A 15,483-nucleotide genomic window follows, 5' to 3' on the forward strand; every position below is an offset into this window, starting at 1 on the left:
GCGGGGCAGCCCCACGCGTCCCCGTCGTCGTCGACTGGCTCTATCTAACCAGCTGGCGGCTGGTCCGGCGGTGGCCGGCGGCCACCTTAGATCGGCTGCTGGATGCGGATCAGGTTGCCCGCGGGATCGCGGAAGGCGCAGTCGCGCACCCCGTAGGCCTGCTCTGTCGGTTCCTGGACCACCTCGGCGCCGCTGGCCTGCAGCCGCTCGAAGGTGGCGTCGACGTCCTTGGTGGCCAGGAGGATGCGCGCATAGGTGCCCTTGGCCATCATCTCGTCGATGGTGCCGCGCTCTTCGTCGGTGACGCCGGGATCGGCGGCCGGCGGTTCCAGCACGATGGATGTGTCCGGCTGGCCGGCCGGGCCGACCGTGATCCAGCGCATCCCGCCGTAGCCGACGTCGTTGCGGACCTCGAAGCCGAGGGTGTCCCGGTAGAAGGCCAAAGCGGCGTCGGGATCGTTGTGTGGGAGGAAACTCGCGTGAATGTTGATGTCCATGGACTTCATGCTAGTTGCGGTTCGGGGGCCGGGACTTCTCGATTCCTGACCGGTCTGGTGACCTGTTTCGCGACGCACGAGGGCATCCCCGCGGTCGCCCTCGCAGCCTCGCGCCGATAGACGCTGGGCGGCACGCCAACCAGTTCGTTGAAGCGGGTGCTGAAGGTGCCCAGCGACGAGCAGCCGACCGTAAAGCAGACCTCGGTGACGCTCAGGTCGCCGCGGCGCAGCAGGGCCATCGCGCGTTCTATGCGCCGTGTCATGAGATAGCTGTACGGCGACTCGCCGTACGCCAGGCGGAACTCGCGGCTGAGGTGCCCGGCGGACATGTGGGCGCCGCGGGCGAGGGCCTCGACATCCAGCGGCTGTGCGTATTCCCGGTCCATTCGGTCGCGGACGCGGCGTAACAGCGCGAGGTCGCGCAAGCGCTGCGCCCGGTCGGGTTTGCTGGTCACAAGTGCGATCGTGCTACGTCGTGCCGGAGTTGTCCAGCCCGAAGGTGTTCCTGAATCTCCGGCCGTTCCATTGTCTTTGGCGGCAGGCTCGCTGAGAATGAACCATGACGGTCTACCTGAGGTCTCTGGAAACTGCAGTCCCGCCAACCATCCTGGTCCAGCCCGAGGCCAGGGCCGTGTTCGCCGCCCAGCCGGGCCTCACCCGGCTCGGATCCCGGCTCGTCAACACGTGCTTTGACTCCGCAGCCATCGACACCCGGCACACGGCGGTGGAGGAACTCACCGCGGACAGCCAGGCGGAAAACCCCCAGTTCTTCGACCCCGCCACCGGCTTGGTGCTCAGCCCCAGCACCAAAACCCGGAACGGCATCTTCGCCACGGAAGCGACCAAGCTTTTCATTGAAGCAGCCCAAAAAGCCCTCGATGCCTGCCCGGGCGTCGAGGCGCGGGACATCACCCACCTGATCACGGTTTCCTGCACCGGATTCTTCAATCCCGGCCCGGACTACAAGATTGTCCGGGCCGTCGGCCTGAATCCGGCTGTCCAGCGGTACCACCTCGGCTTTATGGGCTGCTATGCAGCCTTCCCGGCGCTGCGGGCGGCGAAGTCCTTTTGCGAGGCGGATCCGGAGGCAACGGTGCTGGTGGTCTGCGCCGAACTCTGTTCCCTTCACGTCCGGACCTCCAATGATCCGGACACCATCATGGGGTCGGCCTTGTTCGCCGACGGCGCTGCCGCGGCCATCATCACAGCGCGGGACATCCCCGGGGAAGCGCCCCTGCTGCGGCTGGACCACTTCGAAACCGTCCTGACGCCCGTCGGGGAGGACTCGATGGCCTGGAACATCGGCGACGAGGGCTTCGAGATGGTGCTGGGCAACTATGTCCCGCACATCATCGACGACCACATCATTGGCGCGCTGGAACCGCTGCTATCCCGCGACGGCTCGCTGCAGGGGCTCCCCTACCGGGAGATCGAGCACTGGGGCATCCACCCGGGCGGCCGGAGCATTCTGGACAAGGTCCAGTCCCGGCTGGAGCTCAGCGACGAGCAGCTGGTCCCGGCCCGCGAAACCCTCCGGAACTTCGGCAACATGAGCAGCGCCACCGTCCTGTTCGTCCTCAAGCACATCCTCGAACTGCCGGCAGCAGACGACGCCGCGGACGACGGCTGGGCCGGCCCGGGCGCGGAACGGATCTGCTCCATGGCCTTCGGCCCGGGCCTGACGGTCGAGACGGCGCTCTTCACCCGGGTGGCTGCCCCGCGGCCCGCCGCGGATCCGCGGCAGGAGCCGGCGGCGGAACCGGCGGCGGAACCGGCGGAGCCGGCGCAGTCCGTAGCGGTACGGGTCTGAAAGCGGCCACGCTGAAACCGTTCAGCGCGAAGCGGGGCATGGAACACCTTCGGGCGGCCCTCCTGCGGGACCGCGCATCCGACGCCGTCGAGGAAATGGACCTGCCGGGCTGCGACCCCGGCCGCCTGGAGCGCACGTATGCCCAGTTTGCGCTCGTCAACCGTGCCGTCGCCGGCTGGCGCGGCATCTACCGGTCCCGGATCAGGCCCCGGCTGTCCACTGCTTCCGCCACCTCCCTGCTGGATATCGGGTGCGGCGGGGGCGACGTTTCCGTGCTGTTGGCCCGGTGGGCGGCCCGGGACGGACTGCGTCTCGAGGTCACCGCTATTGACCCGGATCCGCGGGCGATCCTGTTCGCCCGCGCCCGCCACGCGACGGCGGACGTGACGTTCCGCCAGGCGGCCAGCGCGGAGCTGCTCGAAGAGGGCAACCGGTACGACCTCGTGGTGTCCAACCATGTCCTGCACCACCTTGACGGGCTGGAAGAGTTTCTCGCCGAGTCGGCCCGGTTGTCCCGCGGCACGGTGGTCCACAACGACATCCGCCGCAGCCCCGCCGCCTACGCGCTGTTCTCTGCCGGCTCCTGGGTGCTCACCGGCTCCTACATCCGGCGGGACGGGCTGACCTCCATCCGCCGAAGCTACACCGCCGCGGAGCTGACCGCCGCCGCTCCCCCGGGCTGGACCGTCGCCCGCCACGCCCCCTTCCGGAACCTGCTGCTGCACGGCACTCCCGACGGCCTCTACCAGTCAGGGCCCGGTGCCAGTGGCTGAGGTTCTGATCATCGGTGCCGGTCCGGTGGGGCTGTTCATGGCCGCGCTGCTGCTGCAGGACGGCGTGGATGTTCAGGTCCTGGAACAGCGGGGCGCACCGGAGCCGCAGTCGCGCGCCATCGGCATCCATCCGCCGGCGCTGGCCGCGCTCGCGGGAACCGGAGTTGCCGAGGCCATGATTGCCGAGGGGGTCCAGATCCGCCGAGGTATGGCAATGGCCGGCGGAAAATGCCTCGCCCGGATGTCCTTTGCCGGCGTCTCGGACCGCTTTCCGTTCGTCCTGTCCCTGCCCCAGGCCCGTACTGAGGCGCACCTGGAACGGCGGGTCAACGAGCTCGGCGACGGCGCCCTGCACCGCGGCGTCCGCCTCACCGGACTGTCCGACGACGGCGGCCGGGTCAGCGTGGAAGCCGACTCCAAGAGTGGCACCCTGCGCTATTCGGCGCCGCTGGTCATTGCCGCCGACGGCGTGCGTTCCACGGTGCGGGCGCTGCAGGGCGCCGACGTGCGCGTGAAAGAGTACCCGGACAGTTACCTGATGGGTGACTTCGCGGACGGCACCGGGTTCGGTCCGGACGCGGCACTGTTCCTCTCCGGCGCCGGCATCGTGGAGTCGTTCCCCTTGCCCGGCCAGCTCCGCCGCTGGGTGGTCCGGCTGGGTACCGGCGACGCCCCGGCCGGCGGACCAGCAGCCGGCGGACCAGCAGCCGGCGGACCCGCAGCCGGCGCTCCCGGCGTCGACGCCCGGTGGCTCATGGGCTGCGTGCGCGAACGGACGGGGCTCGCCATCGACGCCGGGACCAACAGCATGCTCAGCCGCTTCGGCGTCCGCACGCGCCTGGTCCCCCGGATGGTGGCCGGCCGGGTGGTGATGATCGGGGATGCGGCCCACGAGGTGAGCCCCATCGGCGGGCAGGGCATGAACCTCGGCTGGCTGGATGCGGCGGCGTTGGCACCGATCGTCTCGGCGGCCGTGCGCGGCCAGGATGTCGCGGATCGCCTCCGGACCTTTGAGCGGACCCGGTTGCGGGCGGCGGCGAGGGCCGCACGCCAGGCGGAAATAAACATGGCCCTGGGCCGGCCCCTCACGGACCGACTCCTGGCGCTGCGGAACCGTGGCATCGCAGGCGTCGCCGCGGTTCCGCCGGTGAATTCCCTGATCGCCCGCCGTTTCACGATGCATTAGGCAGCGCATTGGTACGGGTTTGCCCCGGAATAGACTGTGCGCATGGACGGACTTCCCGTGATGCGCGGCGCCGCATCGTATTGGGTGTTGCGGGCAGTGGCCGCCACGGTGCTGCTCGGCGCGGCGGCGGCATGCAGCTCCGGAACCGCCGGCGGCACCGCCTCCCCGGCAAGCACGACGGCGTCGGCGACCCCGATCCCCACAGGCCCCGTGACCGCGGAAATCAGCCAGTTCCGCGACAACTACAGCAAGCAAATCATCGAAATCCAGCTCACGAACACCACCGGCCATGCCCTGACGGTCCTCGGCGCGGAACTGACCAGCCCTCTCTTCGCAGCCCCGATCATCTGGTCCGCCCGCACCGGCGGGATCGAGCTTCCGCCCGGACAGCCCAAGAGCCTGCCGGCGCCGCTGCCCGCCCCGGATTGCGGCAGCCCGGCCGGCCCGGCAGCCGGACCGGGAGCCACCTCCGGGGCTGCGGGCGACGCCCAGGTATCCCTGCGGCTGGCCACGCCGGAAGGTGCCGTGCCGGTCCCGGCCATGGCCCCGGCAACAGACCCGTTCGGCGTCCTCGCGCGGAACAATTCGGAGCTGTGCCTGGCCCGGGAAGCCTCGGCCGTCGCCACGATCGCGCTGGATCCCGAGCTCGAGGTCGCCGCGGACGGTCAGACCGCCGTCGTTCGTCTGCTGCTGCAACCGCGCGCCGCCGGCGGCGGCGGTGAACTGGTGATAGACCGGATCGAGGAAACCACGCTGCTGGCGGAGGCCTCACAAGCCCCGTGGCCCCGGTCGGTGACGGTCCGCGCCGGCGGTGCCCCGGCCCAAGTGCGCCTCGGCATCAGGCCCTCCCGCTGCGATCCCCATGCAGTGGCCGAAGACAAAGTGGGCACACTCCTTCCCCTGCAGGTCAGGGTGGCGGGCCGCGAAGGAATTGTGAAGATCGACGCCGGCAGCCAACTTCGCGCCCGCATCTACGACTTTGTTACAAAGGCGTGCGGGCGCCAGTAGTGTGGGGGCATGCCCTTTGACGCCAGGCCCACTGACTACAGCGCCGCCCGGATGAGCGAGACCGTCCAGGAGATCCTGAGCGCCGGCATCCTCCCGCCGATTGTCCAGGCCGGACACCCGGTGCTCCGGCACGTGGCGGCGCCGTACGATGGCCAGTTGACTGATGCCGACCTCGGGCACCTCATCGACCTCATGCGCAGCGTGATGCACAAGGCCCCAGGCGTGGGCCTGGCGGCCCCGCAGCTGGGGATTCCGCTGCAGATCGCTGTCCTGGAGGACCAGTTCGACGTCGATCCCGACGTCGCTGCCGTCCGCGGGCGGGAGGCGCTGCCGTTCTTTGCCATGCTGAACCCGAGCTATCGTCCCCTGGGCGCGAAGTCCGCGGCGTTCTACGAAGGCTGCCTCTCCATTGGCGGCCTGCAGGCGGCGGTCGTGCGGCCGGAATCAGTCCAGCTCGATTTCACGGCGCCGGACGGCACGAAACTCCAGCAGACTTTCTCCGGCTGGCAGGCCCGGATTGTCCAGCATGAAACCGACCACCTCCAAGGGATCCTCTTCCTGGACCGGGCCGAGCTGCGCTCCATCAGCAACAATGCCGAATACTCCGCCCGCTGGGCCCAGCCGGACATCAGCCGCGCCCGGCAGGAACTCGGGTTCCTGCCGGACCCGGCCGCGGACTAAGCCTGCGGGCCAGGGCCAGGGCCAGGGCTAGGGCTGCGGCGCCGGATTCGATGCGGACGGCAGGTAGCGGGCCCACCACTTCAGGATTTCATCGAACCGCTGCTTCCGGTGGTGCGGCGTGCCGGAGCGGGACAGCTCATGGTTCTCGCCGGGGAAGACCAGGAATCCGGTCTCGACCCCCTGTTGCTTGAGGGCGGTGAAGTACCGCTGGCCCTGCTCCACGGGACACCGGAGGTCCTCCTCGCTGTGGATCACCAGCGACGGCGTCCGTACGTGCTGCACGCGCGCCATGGGACTCTGGGCCGCCATTTGCTCCGCCGCCGGGCCGGTGTATTCGCCACCGAAGAACCAGCCGATGTCGGACGAACCGGTGAAGCTCACGGGGTCCAGGAAACCACGCTCGACTATGGCGGCCCGGAAACGGTGGTCGTGGCTGATGGTCCACGCCGTCAGGTAGCCGCCGTAGGATCCGCCCATGATGCCGACATTGGCGGCGTCCAGATCCTCGAACTTCCCCACAGCCCCGTCCAGGAACGCCAGGACGTCCTGCATGTCCACGGTTCCCATCCGCTCCTTGATGGACCGGCCATGTGCCTGGCCGTAACCGGCCGAACCCCGCGGATTGCACATCAGCACGGCGTAACCGGCCCCGGCATAGACCTGCGCTTCGTCGAACAACGCCACCCCGAACTGGGCAAACGGGCCACCATGGATGTTCAGCAGCACCGGGTGCGGTCCCGGGCCCGCAGGCTTCACGAGCCAGCCGTGGACCGGGTACCCGTCGGCCGAGGCCAATGTCAGTTCCTGCGGCTCGCTGATCCCCGCCACGCTCCGCAGCTGGGCGGAGAAGTCCGTCAGGCGGCGCACCTGCCCGCGCTCGAGCACGGCAACATCACCGGCCGTCGTCGAATCGCTGAAACTCACCACGAGCGTTCCGCCACCCTCCGCGGCGCCGGTCACCACCCGGTTGCCTTCCAGGAGGACGGTGTGGCCGCCCGTCGCAACGAATTCGTGCAGCTCCACGGTTCCCCGCGCATTGTTCAGCACCATGGCGCCCGCGCCGCCGCGCAGCTCCAGCCGGCTGCCGCCGGACAGGTCCAGCGCCTCGGCATCGCTGAGCGCCGTGGCGTGTCCGCCGGCGGCAGGCATCGCATAGAGGGCGGTGTTCCTGGCCACGAAGTCCAGCCCGGATGCGCCCAGGTCCTGGGCCAGGAAGAAGAGCCACTGCCCATCGGCGGATTGGCGCACGGCGCTGATGCTCTGCCGTCCGGCGTTGGCCGGCACCACGGCCTGCGGCTGCCCTCCGGTAACAGGCAGCGCGTAGATTCCGCTGACGAGGTCAGTGTCCCGCCCATCGTGCAGGGCTGCGGTGAAGAAGATGGTGCCGCCGTCGGCGCTGAAGCCGGCGCCGTTGTGGTCCGCTGGTGCGGTGGTGAGTTGTTTGGCGGCCGGCAGCAGCCCGGCAGCATTCTCCGCGGGATCGGCCGCGGTGCCGAGGGCCTTCAGGGCGCGTCCGGCCGGCGCCACCTTCGGTTCGGCGTCAAGCTGCGGCACCTCGAGGATGAACAGCTGAAGCGGCTTGTCAGCGGTGTAGCCAACACCGTTCATCCGGTACTGGAAATCCGTGATCAGCCGGGCGTCCTCGCTGCCCGCACTCACGCCGTCGACGCTGCCATACCGGCCCTCGTCAGGCGTCCTGGCGCTGAAGAGAATGCTGCGGGAATCAGGCGACCACGTGAAGGAGCTGACCCCCAGTGGGGCCTCCGTCAACAGCTGGGGTTCGCCGCCGGCGGCTTCCACCACGAACAGCTGCGGCTTTCCGTCCGCTGCCGCACGCAGGAACCCAAGGGCACGGCCGTCTGGTGAAAAGTCCGGTGCCGTGTCGCGGAAGCCCCGGGTCAGCCGGCGTGGCCTCTGGTCCGGGTCGTTGAAGTCCGGGTGGGTCAGGTCCTGACCCAGGGGCACGGTCCACAGCTGGCCCACGTAGGCATCGGCATCGAAGTCCGGGCGGAGCACGGAGACCACGGCGCGGGAAGCGTCGGGGTGCACGGCAGGGGCGGACACGGAATTGAGCAGCGGAAGATGTTCAGATTTCACGATTGCGAGCCTAGCCCGTGGCGCGCCCGCTGTGAAACACCTCACGTTGCGCCGGTGCGGCGAGGCGCGCCGCGGTGTGCCCGGTGCGCGGCGCCCCTGTAGCCAGTGCCCCGGCCGCGCGGCGGGCCGGGGATCCGCGCATAGGATGAAAACTATGCCCGCCGCCGATCTCCCCCTCCTGTGCCCGGTGTGCCGCCAGGGCCTCCGCTTCACTGGCGGCGCCCGCACCTTGGTGTGCGGAGCCGGACACAGCTTTGACGCGGCCAGGCAGGGCTACTTCAACTTCTTGGTCGGCAAGGGGACGGTTTTTGAAGCCGACAGCGCAGACATGGTGGCGGCCCGCTTCGACTTCCTCTCCGCGGGGCATTACCAGCCGCTGGCCGATGCCGTGGCCGGGCTCGCCACACCGGCGCTCCGGGAAGCCCCCGCCGGCCGGCCCCTCGTGCTCGACGCCGGGACGGGCACCGGCCACTACCTCAGGGCCGTACTGGACCGGGCCGCGGACAGCGGTCCTGCCGCGGCAATCGGCCTGGACATTTCCAAGTTCGCCCTGCGCCGCGCAGCGAGGCTGAACCCCGAGGCTTTGAACGTCGTCGGGGACGTCTGGCAGCCGTTGCCGGTCGCGGAGAACGCCGTCGACGTCGTCACCGTGGTCTTTGCGCCGCGCAACGCGCCCGAGTTCGCCCGGGTTCTCCGCCCCGGCGGCCGCCTGGTCGTGGTCACACCGCGGCCCGGTCACCTGGCGGAGGTTGCCGGGCCGGCCGGGATGCTGGGGATCGAGCCGGCCAAGGACGAGCGGCTCGCCGCGTCCCTGGGCCAGCACTTCGCGCCCGTCGCAGCATCTGATCTGGACCTGGCACTGGCCCTTGGCCCGCGCGACGTCGCCAACCTGGCCTACATGGGACCGGCCGGCCACCACCTGGACCGCGCCGCACTGGCAGCCCTCGAATCCGCGCTTCCGGAGCGGACCTCCGTCTCGGCCCGCTTCCGGATCAGCGTCTTTCAACCCATCCGCTGACCATTCCCGCTCCCGCCGGTTCGCGGGTGCCGTCCGGCATGCCCCGAAAACCACCCCCGGGAGGGGAACCGGGGCGGAAGGCCAGGCCGGGGAATCGACCCGCGAAATAACGACTTGGCCACTTTGGCCATCAATTCCCTACCGCCGGTCCCAGCTATTGCCGTTCCGCTTAGGATGGAATCACAGTTACTGGGGACCTGTGCCTGCAGCTCCCGGAACTCAAGGGGGAATTGATGTCTGAATGGCTGATCGAGAATTGGTGGGCGTTGTGGCTCACGCTCTTTCTCCTGTTTGCCGTGGTCGAGATGATCACACTCGACCTGTTCTTCATCATGCTCGGCGGCGGCGCCCTCGCCGGGCTGGTGGCGGACTTCGCCGGCGCCGATCCGTGGCTGCAGATTATCGCCTTCTGCGTGGTGTCCCTGCTCATGATCGGCTTCGTCCGGCCGGTGGCCCTCAAGCATCTCCACCGGGGACCGGCGGATCAGCGCACCAACATTGAACGCCTCATCGGCGAATCCGCCGTCGTCATGGAGGCTGTGAGCGAAAACGGCGGGCTCGTCAAGATTGGCGGGGACGTCTGGAGTGCGCGGTCCGAATCGGGAGTGCTGGCGCCCGGACAGCAGGCTGTGGTCAGTGCCATCGAAGGGGCCACCGCGATCGTGGCCCCGCAACCGGAATCCGCCGTCCAATAAGGGGCGCTGTCCGGCGGGCACTGCTGTCCGCCGGTGCGGCGCTGCCGGCGCGAGACTAAAACAAAACAACTGGGGAATAGGTGATGTATGAATATCGCAGTCGCAATTGTGCTGCTGGTACTAATTGTGTTTGTAATTATTGTGCTGGTCCGGTCAGTCCGGATCATTCCACAGGCCCGTGCCGGCGTCGTTGAACGGCTGGGTAAATACCAACGCACCCTGAATCCCGGACTTACCCTGCTGATCCCGTTTGTGGACCGCTTGCTGCCATTGCTCGACCTGCGGGAGCAGGTGGTGTCCTTCCCGCCGCAGCCGGTCATCACCGAGGACAACCTGGTGGTCTCGATCGACACCGTGGTCTATTTCCAGGTCACGGACGCCCGGGCCGCCACCTACGAGATCGCCAACTACATCCAGGCAGTGGAACAGCTGACCACCACCACCCTGCGCAACGTGGTTGGCGGCCTCAACCTGGAGGAAGCGCTCACCTCGCGCGACCAGATCAATGGCCAGCTCCGCGGCGTCCTGGACGAGGCGACCGGTCGCTGGGGCATCCGGGTCTCCCGGGTCGAGCTCAAGGCGATCGATCCGCCCCACTCGATCCAGGACTCGATGGAAAAGCAGATGCGGGCCGAACGTGACCGCCGCGCCGCCATCCTGACGGCCGAGGGCACCAAGCAGTCCGCGATCCTCACCGCCGAAGGCCAGCGCCAGTCCTCCATCCTGAAGGCCGAAGGCGACGCGAAGGCGGCCATCCTGCGGGCCGACGGCGAGGCCCAGGCCATCCAGAAGGTCTTCGACGCGATCCACAAGGGCAACCCGGACCAGAAACTGCTGGCTTACCAGTACCTCCAGACCCTCCCGAAGATTGCCGAGGGATCCTCAAACAAGCTGTGGATCATTCCCAGCGAGGTTGGCGAGGCGCTCAAAGGGATCGGCAGCGTACTGGGTGCAGGCGCGGTGCAGGAGCAGACGGCCTCAACGCCGGACGTGGCTCCGTACTCACCGCCCGCCGCAGCCGACGGCCAAGGGAACCGGCCCTGAGCCTGCTCCCGCACTGGATCGGTCGGATCGGATAGCTCCGTCCTGGCCCCCGCGGACCGGCCATTTCGGCCGGCTGCGGGGGCCAGCCGGCTTAAGGCCGGACCGGTCGGGTACAGGATACGCAGTTCATGCCGCGGGGCTACTCGCTTTACCGCGCCCGCACCACTCCCGTATACTTGAATATTTGTCCGGTCAGTTCAGCCGTCCGGAACAAAAACGCTCCGCACAGCGTTGATTCCAATGACGTTCCAAAGAGTTTTGTCCACTGGTGACTGTCATCTGGCCGGGCCACACCGGGCCAGTTACGGTACAGCGCGGTGCAACCAGAAGTCCGGCGCCTGACGGTCCCCGGACAACGCAGGGCTTGACCCTGCGAACCGAATAGAGGGAGAAAAGATGAGCGATCGCAGCCTGCGGGGTATGCGCCTTGGCGCACAGAGCATGGAGACCGAATCCGGCGTCGAACCGGCTCCGCGCCAGCGGGTTGAATACCGTTGCGAGGATGGCGAGCAGGTGTTCGTGACATTCTCCTCGGAAGCCGAAATCCCCCCGGTCTGGGTTTCGAAGACGGGCAAGGAGGCGTTGCTTGTGGATGGCGAACGCCCTGTCAACAGCAACGAGAAGGCAGTGCGCACGCACTGGGACATGCTGCTGGAGCGCCGCTCGCTTCCCGAACTTGAGCAGATCCTCGAAGATCGCCTCACCATCCTGCGCGAACGCCGCGGCGAACGCCGCTCGGCCTAGTCCCCAGCGCACCGGCTACGGCAAGGGCCGGGCCCGCATCATTCGATGCGGGCCCGGCCCTTTTTCTGTTCTTCCACGCTCTGCGGCTCCTCTGCGCCTCCTGCGGCTGCATCGCCTGGACGCGCGCAGGAGCCGGGATACTGCGTCAGCCGGGGGTGAGGACGCAGAACTCGTTGCCCTCCGAGTCGGCGAGGCAGACCCAGGGCACATCGCCTTGGCCGACGTCGGCGTCAGTGGCGCCCAGAGTCCGCAGCCGGGCCACCTCCGCCGCCTGATCATCACCCGGGTATGGCATCAGGTCGAGATGGACACGGCCCCACACGGCAGGCACGCCGGGCGTACGAAGGAACTCAAGGTACGGCCCGACACCCTTGGCCGAACGCAGCCTCGCGTGATCGTCGTCCACCTCGTGCAGGGTCCAGTCCGTCGCCCCGGCCCAGAACCCGGCCATGGCCCGTGGGTCTGCACAGCTGACCACCACCGCGGCGATCGGCCCGGTGTCCTGGTAGATCGGGCGGGGCTCCAGCACGCGGAACAGGTTGCCCTCCGGGTCGGCCAGAACCGTCCACGGCTCAGCACCCTGGCCGACGTCGGCGGGCGTCGCGCCGAGCCCCAAGAGATGCGCCACCAGCTCCGCCTGGTGGGCCGCAGAGGTGGTGGCGAGATCGAGGCGCGCCCGGTACCCCACCGTCTCGGGGTCCGGGACGGTGACGACATCGACGCAGACGGCGGCGGGGTCCGGCCAGACGAAACCCAGGGGTTCAACATTGGTCACACCGGGTCCCTCGCTGGACACACCCCAGCCGAGTGCCTCCGCCCAAAACCGGCCGAGCGTTGAGTCATCCCGAGCCTTGAAATTCACCTGAACAAGTTGCAGCGCCATACCGCCCGACCCTATACCCCGGTGATGCCCGGACCGGGAGACACGCCTTAGGCGTCCTGCCTGCTGTCCTGCTTGCCCCGGAGCTTGTTCCAGCGGGCCGTGAGTCCCCATTTGGTGACGTTGATCATGGCTTCGACGACGATGTTGCCGCTCATCTTCGAAGCGCCGAGCTCGCGCTCCACGAACGTAATGGGCCGTTCCACGATGGTCAGGCCGAGCTTGGCCACGCGCCAGGCAAGATCCACCTGGAAGCCATAGCCTACCGAGTCGACCGCATCCAGGTTCAGCTTCTCCAGCGTGGTCCGCCGGAAGGCGCGGAAGCCGCCGGTGACGTCCTTGATCCTTACTCCGAGCATGATCCGCGCGTACGTGCTGCCGACGCGGCTGATGGCCTGGCGGTAGAGCGGCCAGTTGACCACACGGCCGCCGGGAACCCAGCGGGAGCCCATGGCGAGGTCCGCGCCCTGCTCCACGGCCTCGATCAGCTGCGGCAGCTGCTCGGGCTGGTGCGAGCCGTCAGCGTCCATCTCCACGAGGATGTCGTAGCCGGCGTCCAGGCCCCACTTGAAGCCCGCGATGTACGCCGCTCCCAGGCCGGCCTTTCCGGCGCGGTGCAGGACGTGGACCTGTCCGTCTTCTGCGGCCATGCGGTCCGCCAGCTGCCCCGTGCCGTCAGGGCTGTTGTCGTCGACAACCAGCACGTCGGAGGCGGGCACGGCTGTGCGCAGGCGACCGAGGGTCTTGGGCAACGATTCCAGCTCGTTATAGGTCGGGATGATGGTGAGGACACGCACAGCGAGGCCTTTCCTTGAAGGGAGCGGTCGGTGCGCCGAAAGTCAATGGTTCCGGATATTCAGGCGCAACTTCCCATTATAGGGAGTTGCGCGCCCGTGGGGCGCCCGCGAGGCGGCCGTGCGGCCGCCCGGGCAGGTCCACCCGCTTCGGGCCAGTTCCGGCAGGCCACGAATTGCGGCGCCGGAACCGTTTTCTGCTGCGAAGTAGACCCGCCCCCTGGGGGTGCCCGTGGTCATGACCAAGTAAAGCTCCCGCGGGTGCGGCAACCTGGGAAGGACCGTGGACTGCCGGAGTCTGCGCGGTACGCAACCCTCCGTTGCCCCTCAATGCTACGGGGGCGGGCCGATCTGTCAACCGAGCCGTGACCTGCCGTTTCGTCTGTCGGCGCAGTTCAGGGCGGGGTCGCGGGTGGAAATGTTTCCGCTCCGTCCGCTGGATGACGGGCCGGATCAGGCGCCAGGTGTTCAGGCGTGGAGGGCGCCGCTGGCATAGAGTTCCTGGCCGTCCCGTACCGTCAGGAGGCAGGCCGGATCGCTGCCGGTGTCGAGCGCCGGCAGCAGCGGGGTACGGGCGCGCGGGTCGGTGCTCCACGACTGCACGCGCCCGTCGGCCACCTGGACCATGAGCTCCTCGACCCCCCAGACCGCAAAGCTGGCCGGAGCGCCCGGCACCAGTTGCCCGGCCATGGGGTTGGGGTAGCGGGCTGCCCGCCAGCCGGCCCGCGTGTGGCCGAGGAACGCGGCGCGGGCGGAGATCTGTTCGGCGGGATTGGTGTGCTGCAGGCACGCGCGCACGCTGGACCACGGCCGGAGCGGCGTCACCGGACTGTCGCTGCCGAAGCAGATCGGCACACCGGCCGCGTAGAGGCTGCCAAAGGCATTCATTCCCAGCCGGCGGGAGCCGAGCCGCTGCTGGTACAGTCGGTCCCCGCCACCCCACAGGGCGTCGAAGACCGGCTGCGCGCTGACGCTGACCGAATAGCGGGCCAGCCGGCTGATGGCCGCGGCATCCGCGAGTTCGACGTGCTCGAACCGGTGCCCCGCGGCACGGACGCGCTGCTCCCCCACCTCAGCCGCGGCGAGGTCGAGGGCGTCGAGGGCCGCGTCCAGGCCGGCGTCGCCGATCACGTGGAAACCCGCCTGGAGCCCCAGGAGGGAGCACGCCGCGAGGTGGGCGGCTGCCTCGGCCACGGAGAGGTACAGGCTGCCGCGCTCTCCGGGCGCGTCGGTGTAGTCCGCACGCAGGGCGGCAGTCCGTGAGCCGATCGAGCCGTCGATGTTCAGGTCGCCGGCCAGGCCCAGCACGGGCAGGCCCAATTCGTCCAGGATGGACTGGGCATGTTCGGCGGATCCGGCGAGCTCGCCCCAGTACGGCAGGATCTCCGGCACTGCCACGCCGTCCACCCCGTTCGGTCCGCCGCCGGAGGTGCTGTTCCAGGCCACCGCGAGCCGCAGGTCCTCGATGCTTCCGATATGCGGCGCGGCCATCTCGGCGAGGGCCACGTAGCCGTTGGCCGCTGCCTCGGCGAGGGCGCGCTGCTGGTATGCGCGCAGGGCGTCCGCCGGCAGCCGGCGGGCCGCCAGGCGGGCCGCGGTGTGGGCGTCGCGTTTGACCTGGCTTCCGGCGCCGCCGCCGTCGAGCCCGTCCAGTCCGGCCGATGCGGCCAGGGAGTTCGATATCAGGGCCGAGTGGACATCCACGCGGGACAGGTAGACCTGGCGGCCGCCGGCCGCGCGTTCGATTTCGTCCCGGGAGGGCAGGGCGGGATCGGCCCAGGTGGTCTCGTCCCAGCCGTGGCCCAGGACGGGACCGCCCGCGCTGGACGCGGAGGCGGCGGCGACGGCGTCGAGGAGTTCAGCGGAGGAGCGCACCCCGGTCAGCTGGAGGCCCTCCAGCGCGATTCCGGTTTCCGTCAGGTGGATGTGGGAGTCCACGAAGCCGGGGGCCAGGAGCGCGCCCTGCAGATCGATCACCTCCATGGAGGCATCGGCGATGGACGTGGCGGCCTGCTCGGAACCAACCCAGGCGACGGTGTCGCCGTCGACCAGCATCGCAGTCGCAAAGGGATCGGCAGCTGTGTAGACCGAGCCGTTGCGGTACAGCGTGACGTTGCGGGGGGCGGGGGCGGCCGGCGAATCGGTCATGGGGCGGGAACTCCTTGTTGCTGGGGGCCGGCCGAGGGCCGGCGGGTTCGAAAATCTGCGAGGCCGCGGTAGCGGGCCAGCGAGTGGTCCAGGGAGCGGGCCGGTCCG

Annotated in this window: 15 protein-coding genes; 9 read left to right on the forward strand and 6 right to left on the reverse strand. The window is 69.0% G+C overall.

Annotated features, from left to right (window positions below):
• Positions 1 to 86 precede the first annotated feature (86 nt).
• Both ARTB_RS02975 and ARTB_RS02980 read right to left on the reverse strand, forming a co-directional pair.
• Positions 87 to 506 (reverse strand): VOC family protein, encoded by a 420-nt coding sequence (locus ARTB_RS02975; RefSeq protein ID WP_223916337.1) that lies wholly within the window; start codon positions 504 to 506, stop codon positions 87 to 89.
• Positions 503 to 952 carry a helix-turn-helix transcriptional regulator gene (locus ARTB_RS02980; RefSeq protein WP_028276331.1) on the reverse strand — a complete coding sequence of 150 codons (450 nt, stop codon included), beginning with the start codon at positions 950 to 952 and terminating at the stop codon, positions 503 to 505. Before ARTB_RS02980 ends, ARTB_RS02975 begins: the two co-directional genes overlap by 4 nt.
• Positions 953 to 1,056: 104 nt before the next feature.
• On the opposite strand from ARTB_RS02980, the gene ARTB_RS02985 reads away from it, so the two are divergent.
• The 5 genes from ARTB_RS02985 to ARTB_RS03005 are packed head-to-tail and all read left to right on the forward strand — an operon-like array spanning position 1,057 to position 5,955.
• Entirely contained in the window at positions 1,057 to 2,307 is a 1,251-nt protein-coding gene (locus tag ARTB_RS02985) for a type III polyketide synthase (protein ID WP_243177580.1), read from the forward strand.
• Positions 2,308 to 2,345: 38 nt separating this feature from the next.
• A complete protein-coding gene (locus ARTB_RS02990; RefSeq protein WP_243177582.1) occupies positions 2,346 to 3,080 on the forward strand; it encodes a class I SAM-dependent methyltransferase in 735 nt (244 codons plus the stop codon).
• Positions 3,073 to 4,266 carry an FAD-dependent oxidoreductase gene (locus tag ARTB_RS02995; RefSeq protein WP_243177584.1) on the forward strand — a complete coding sequence of 398 codons (1,194 nt, stop codon included), beginning with the start codon at positions 3,073 to 3,075 and terminating at the stop codon, positions 4,264 to 4,266. The genes ARTB_RS02990 and ARTB_RS02995 overlap by 8 nt, the downstream gene beginning before the upstream one ends.
• A gap of 42 nt (positions 4,267 to 4,308) precedes the next feature.
• Complete coding sequence (locus ARTB_RS03000) at positions 4,309 to 5,274, forward strand: hypothetical protein (protein ID WP_243177586.1); 966 nt, start codon at positions 4,309 to 4,311, stop codon at positions 5,272 to 5,274.
• 9 nt (positions 5,275 to 5,283) lie between these two features.
• Positions 5,284 to 5,955 (forward strand): peptide deformylase, encoded by a 672-nt coding sequence (locus tag ARTB_RS03005; protein ID WP_243177588.1) that lies wholly within the window; start codon positions 5,284 to 5,286, stop codon positions 5,953 to 5,955.
• 27 nt (positions 5,956 to 5,982) lie between these two features.
• Here the strand turns inward: ARTB_RS03005 and ARTB_RS03010 are convergent, their stop codons facing one another.
• On the reverse strand, positions 5,983 to 8,052 hold the full coding sequence (locus ARTB_RS03010; protein WP_243177590.1) for a S9 family peptidase: 2,070 nt from the start codon (positions 8,050 to 8,052) through the stop codon (positions 5,983 to 5,985).
• A 154-nt stretch (positions 8,053 to 8,206) separates the two neighbouring features.
• Between ARTB_RS03010 and ARTB_RS03015 the strand changes: the two genes are divergently transcribed.
• The 4 genes from ARTB_RS03015 to ARTB_RS03030 all read left to right on the forward strand — a co-directional run bounded on the left by ARTB_RS03015 (position 8,207) and on the right by ARTB_RS03030 (position 11,553).
• Positions 8,207 to 9,070 carry a methyltransferase domain-containing protein gene (locus tag ARTB_RS03015; RefSeq protein WP_243177592.1) on the forward strand — a complete coding sequence of 288 codons (864 nt, stop codon included), beginning with the start codon at positions 8,207 to 8,209 and terminating at the stop codon, positions 9,068 to 9,070.
• Positions 9,071 to 9,303: 233 nt separating this feature from the next.
• Complete coding sequence (locus tag ARTB_RS03020; RefSeq protein ID WP_028276336.1) at positions 9,304 to 9,765, forward strand: NfeD family protein; 462 nt, start codon at positions 9,304 to 9,306, stop codon at positions 9,763 to 9,765.
• An 87-nt stretch (positions 9,766 to 9,852) separates the two neighbouring features.
• On the forward strand, positions 9,853 to 10,809 hold the full coding sequence (locus ARTB_RS03025; RefSeq protein ID WP_028276337.1) for an SPFH domain-containing protein: 957 nt from the start codon (positions 9,853 to 9,855) through the stop codon (positions 10,807 to 10,809).
• Between the two features lie 396 nt (positions 10,810 to 11,205).
• Positions 11,206 to 11,553, forward strand: coding sequence for an RNA polymerase-binding protein RbpA (locus ARTB_RS03030; protein ID WP_026266329.1), 348 nt, complete (start codon positions 11,206 to 11,208; stop codon positions 11,551 to 11,553).
• Positions 11,554 to 11,698: 145 nt separating this feature from the next.
• On the opposite strand, the gene ARTB_RS03035 is transcribed toward ARTB_RS03030, so the two are convergent.
• From ARTB_RS03035 to ARTB_RS03045, 3 genes are all read right to left on the reverse strand, one after another.
• Positions 11,699 to 12,436 (reverse strand): VOC family protein, encoded by a 738-nt coding sequence (locus ARTB_RS03035; protein WP_243177594.1) that lies wholly within the window; start codon positions 12,434 to 12,436, stop codon positions 11,699 to 11,701.
• A 47-nt stretch (positions 12,437 to 12,483) separates the two neighbouring features.
• A complete protein-coding gene (locus ARTB_RS03040; protein WP_028275587.1) occupies positions 12,484 to 13,230 on the reverse strand; it encodes a polyprenol monophosphomannose synthase in 747 nt (248 codons plus the stop codon).
• 465 nt (positions 13,231 to 13,695) lie between these two features.
• The gene (locus tag ARTB_RS03045) at positions 13,696 to 15,375 is read right to left on the reverse strand and encodes an amidohydrolase (RefSeq protein WP_243177595.1); all 1,680 of its coding nucleotides are present in this window, start codon (positions 15,373 to 15,375) and stop codon (positions 13,696 to 13,698) included.
• Positions 15,376 to 15,483 lie beyond the last annotated feature (108 nt).

The sequence above is a fragment of the Arthrobacter humicola genome (genome assembly GCF_022803015.1).
Classification (GTDB): domain Bacteria; phylum Actinomycetota; class Actinomycetes; order Actinomycetales; family Micrococcaceae; genus Arthrobacter; species Arthrobacter humicola_A.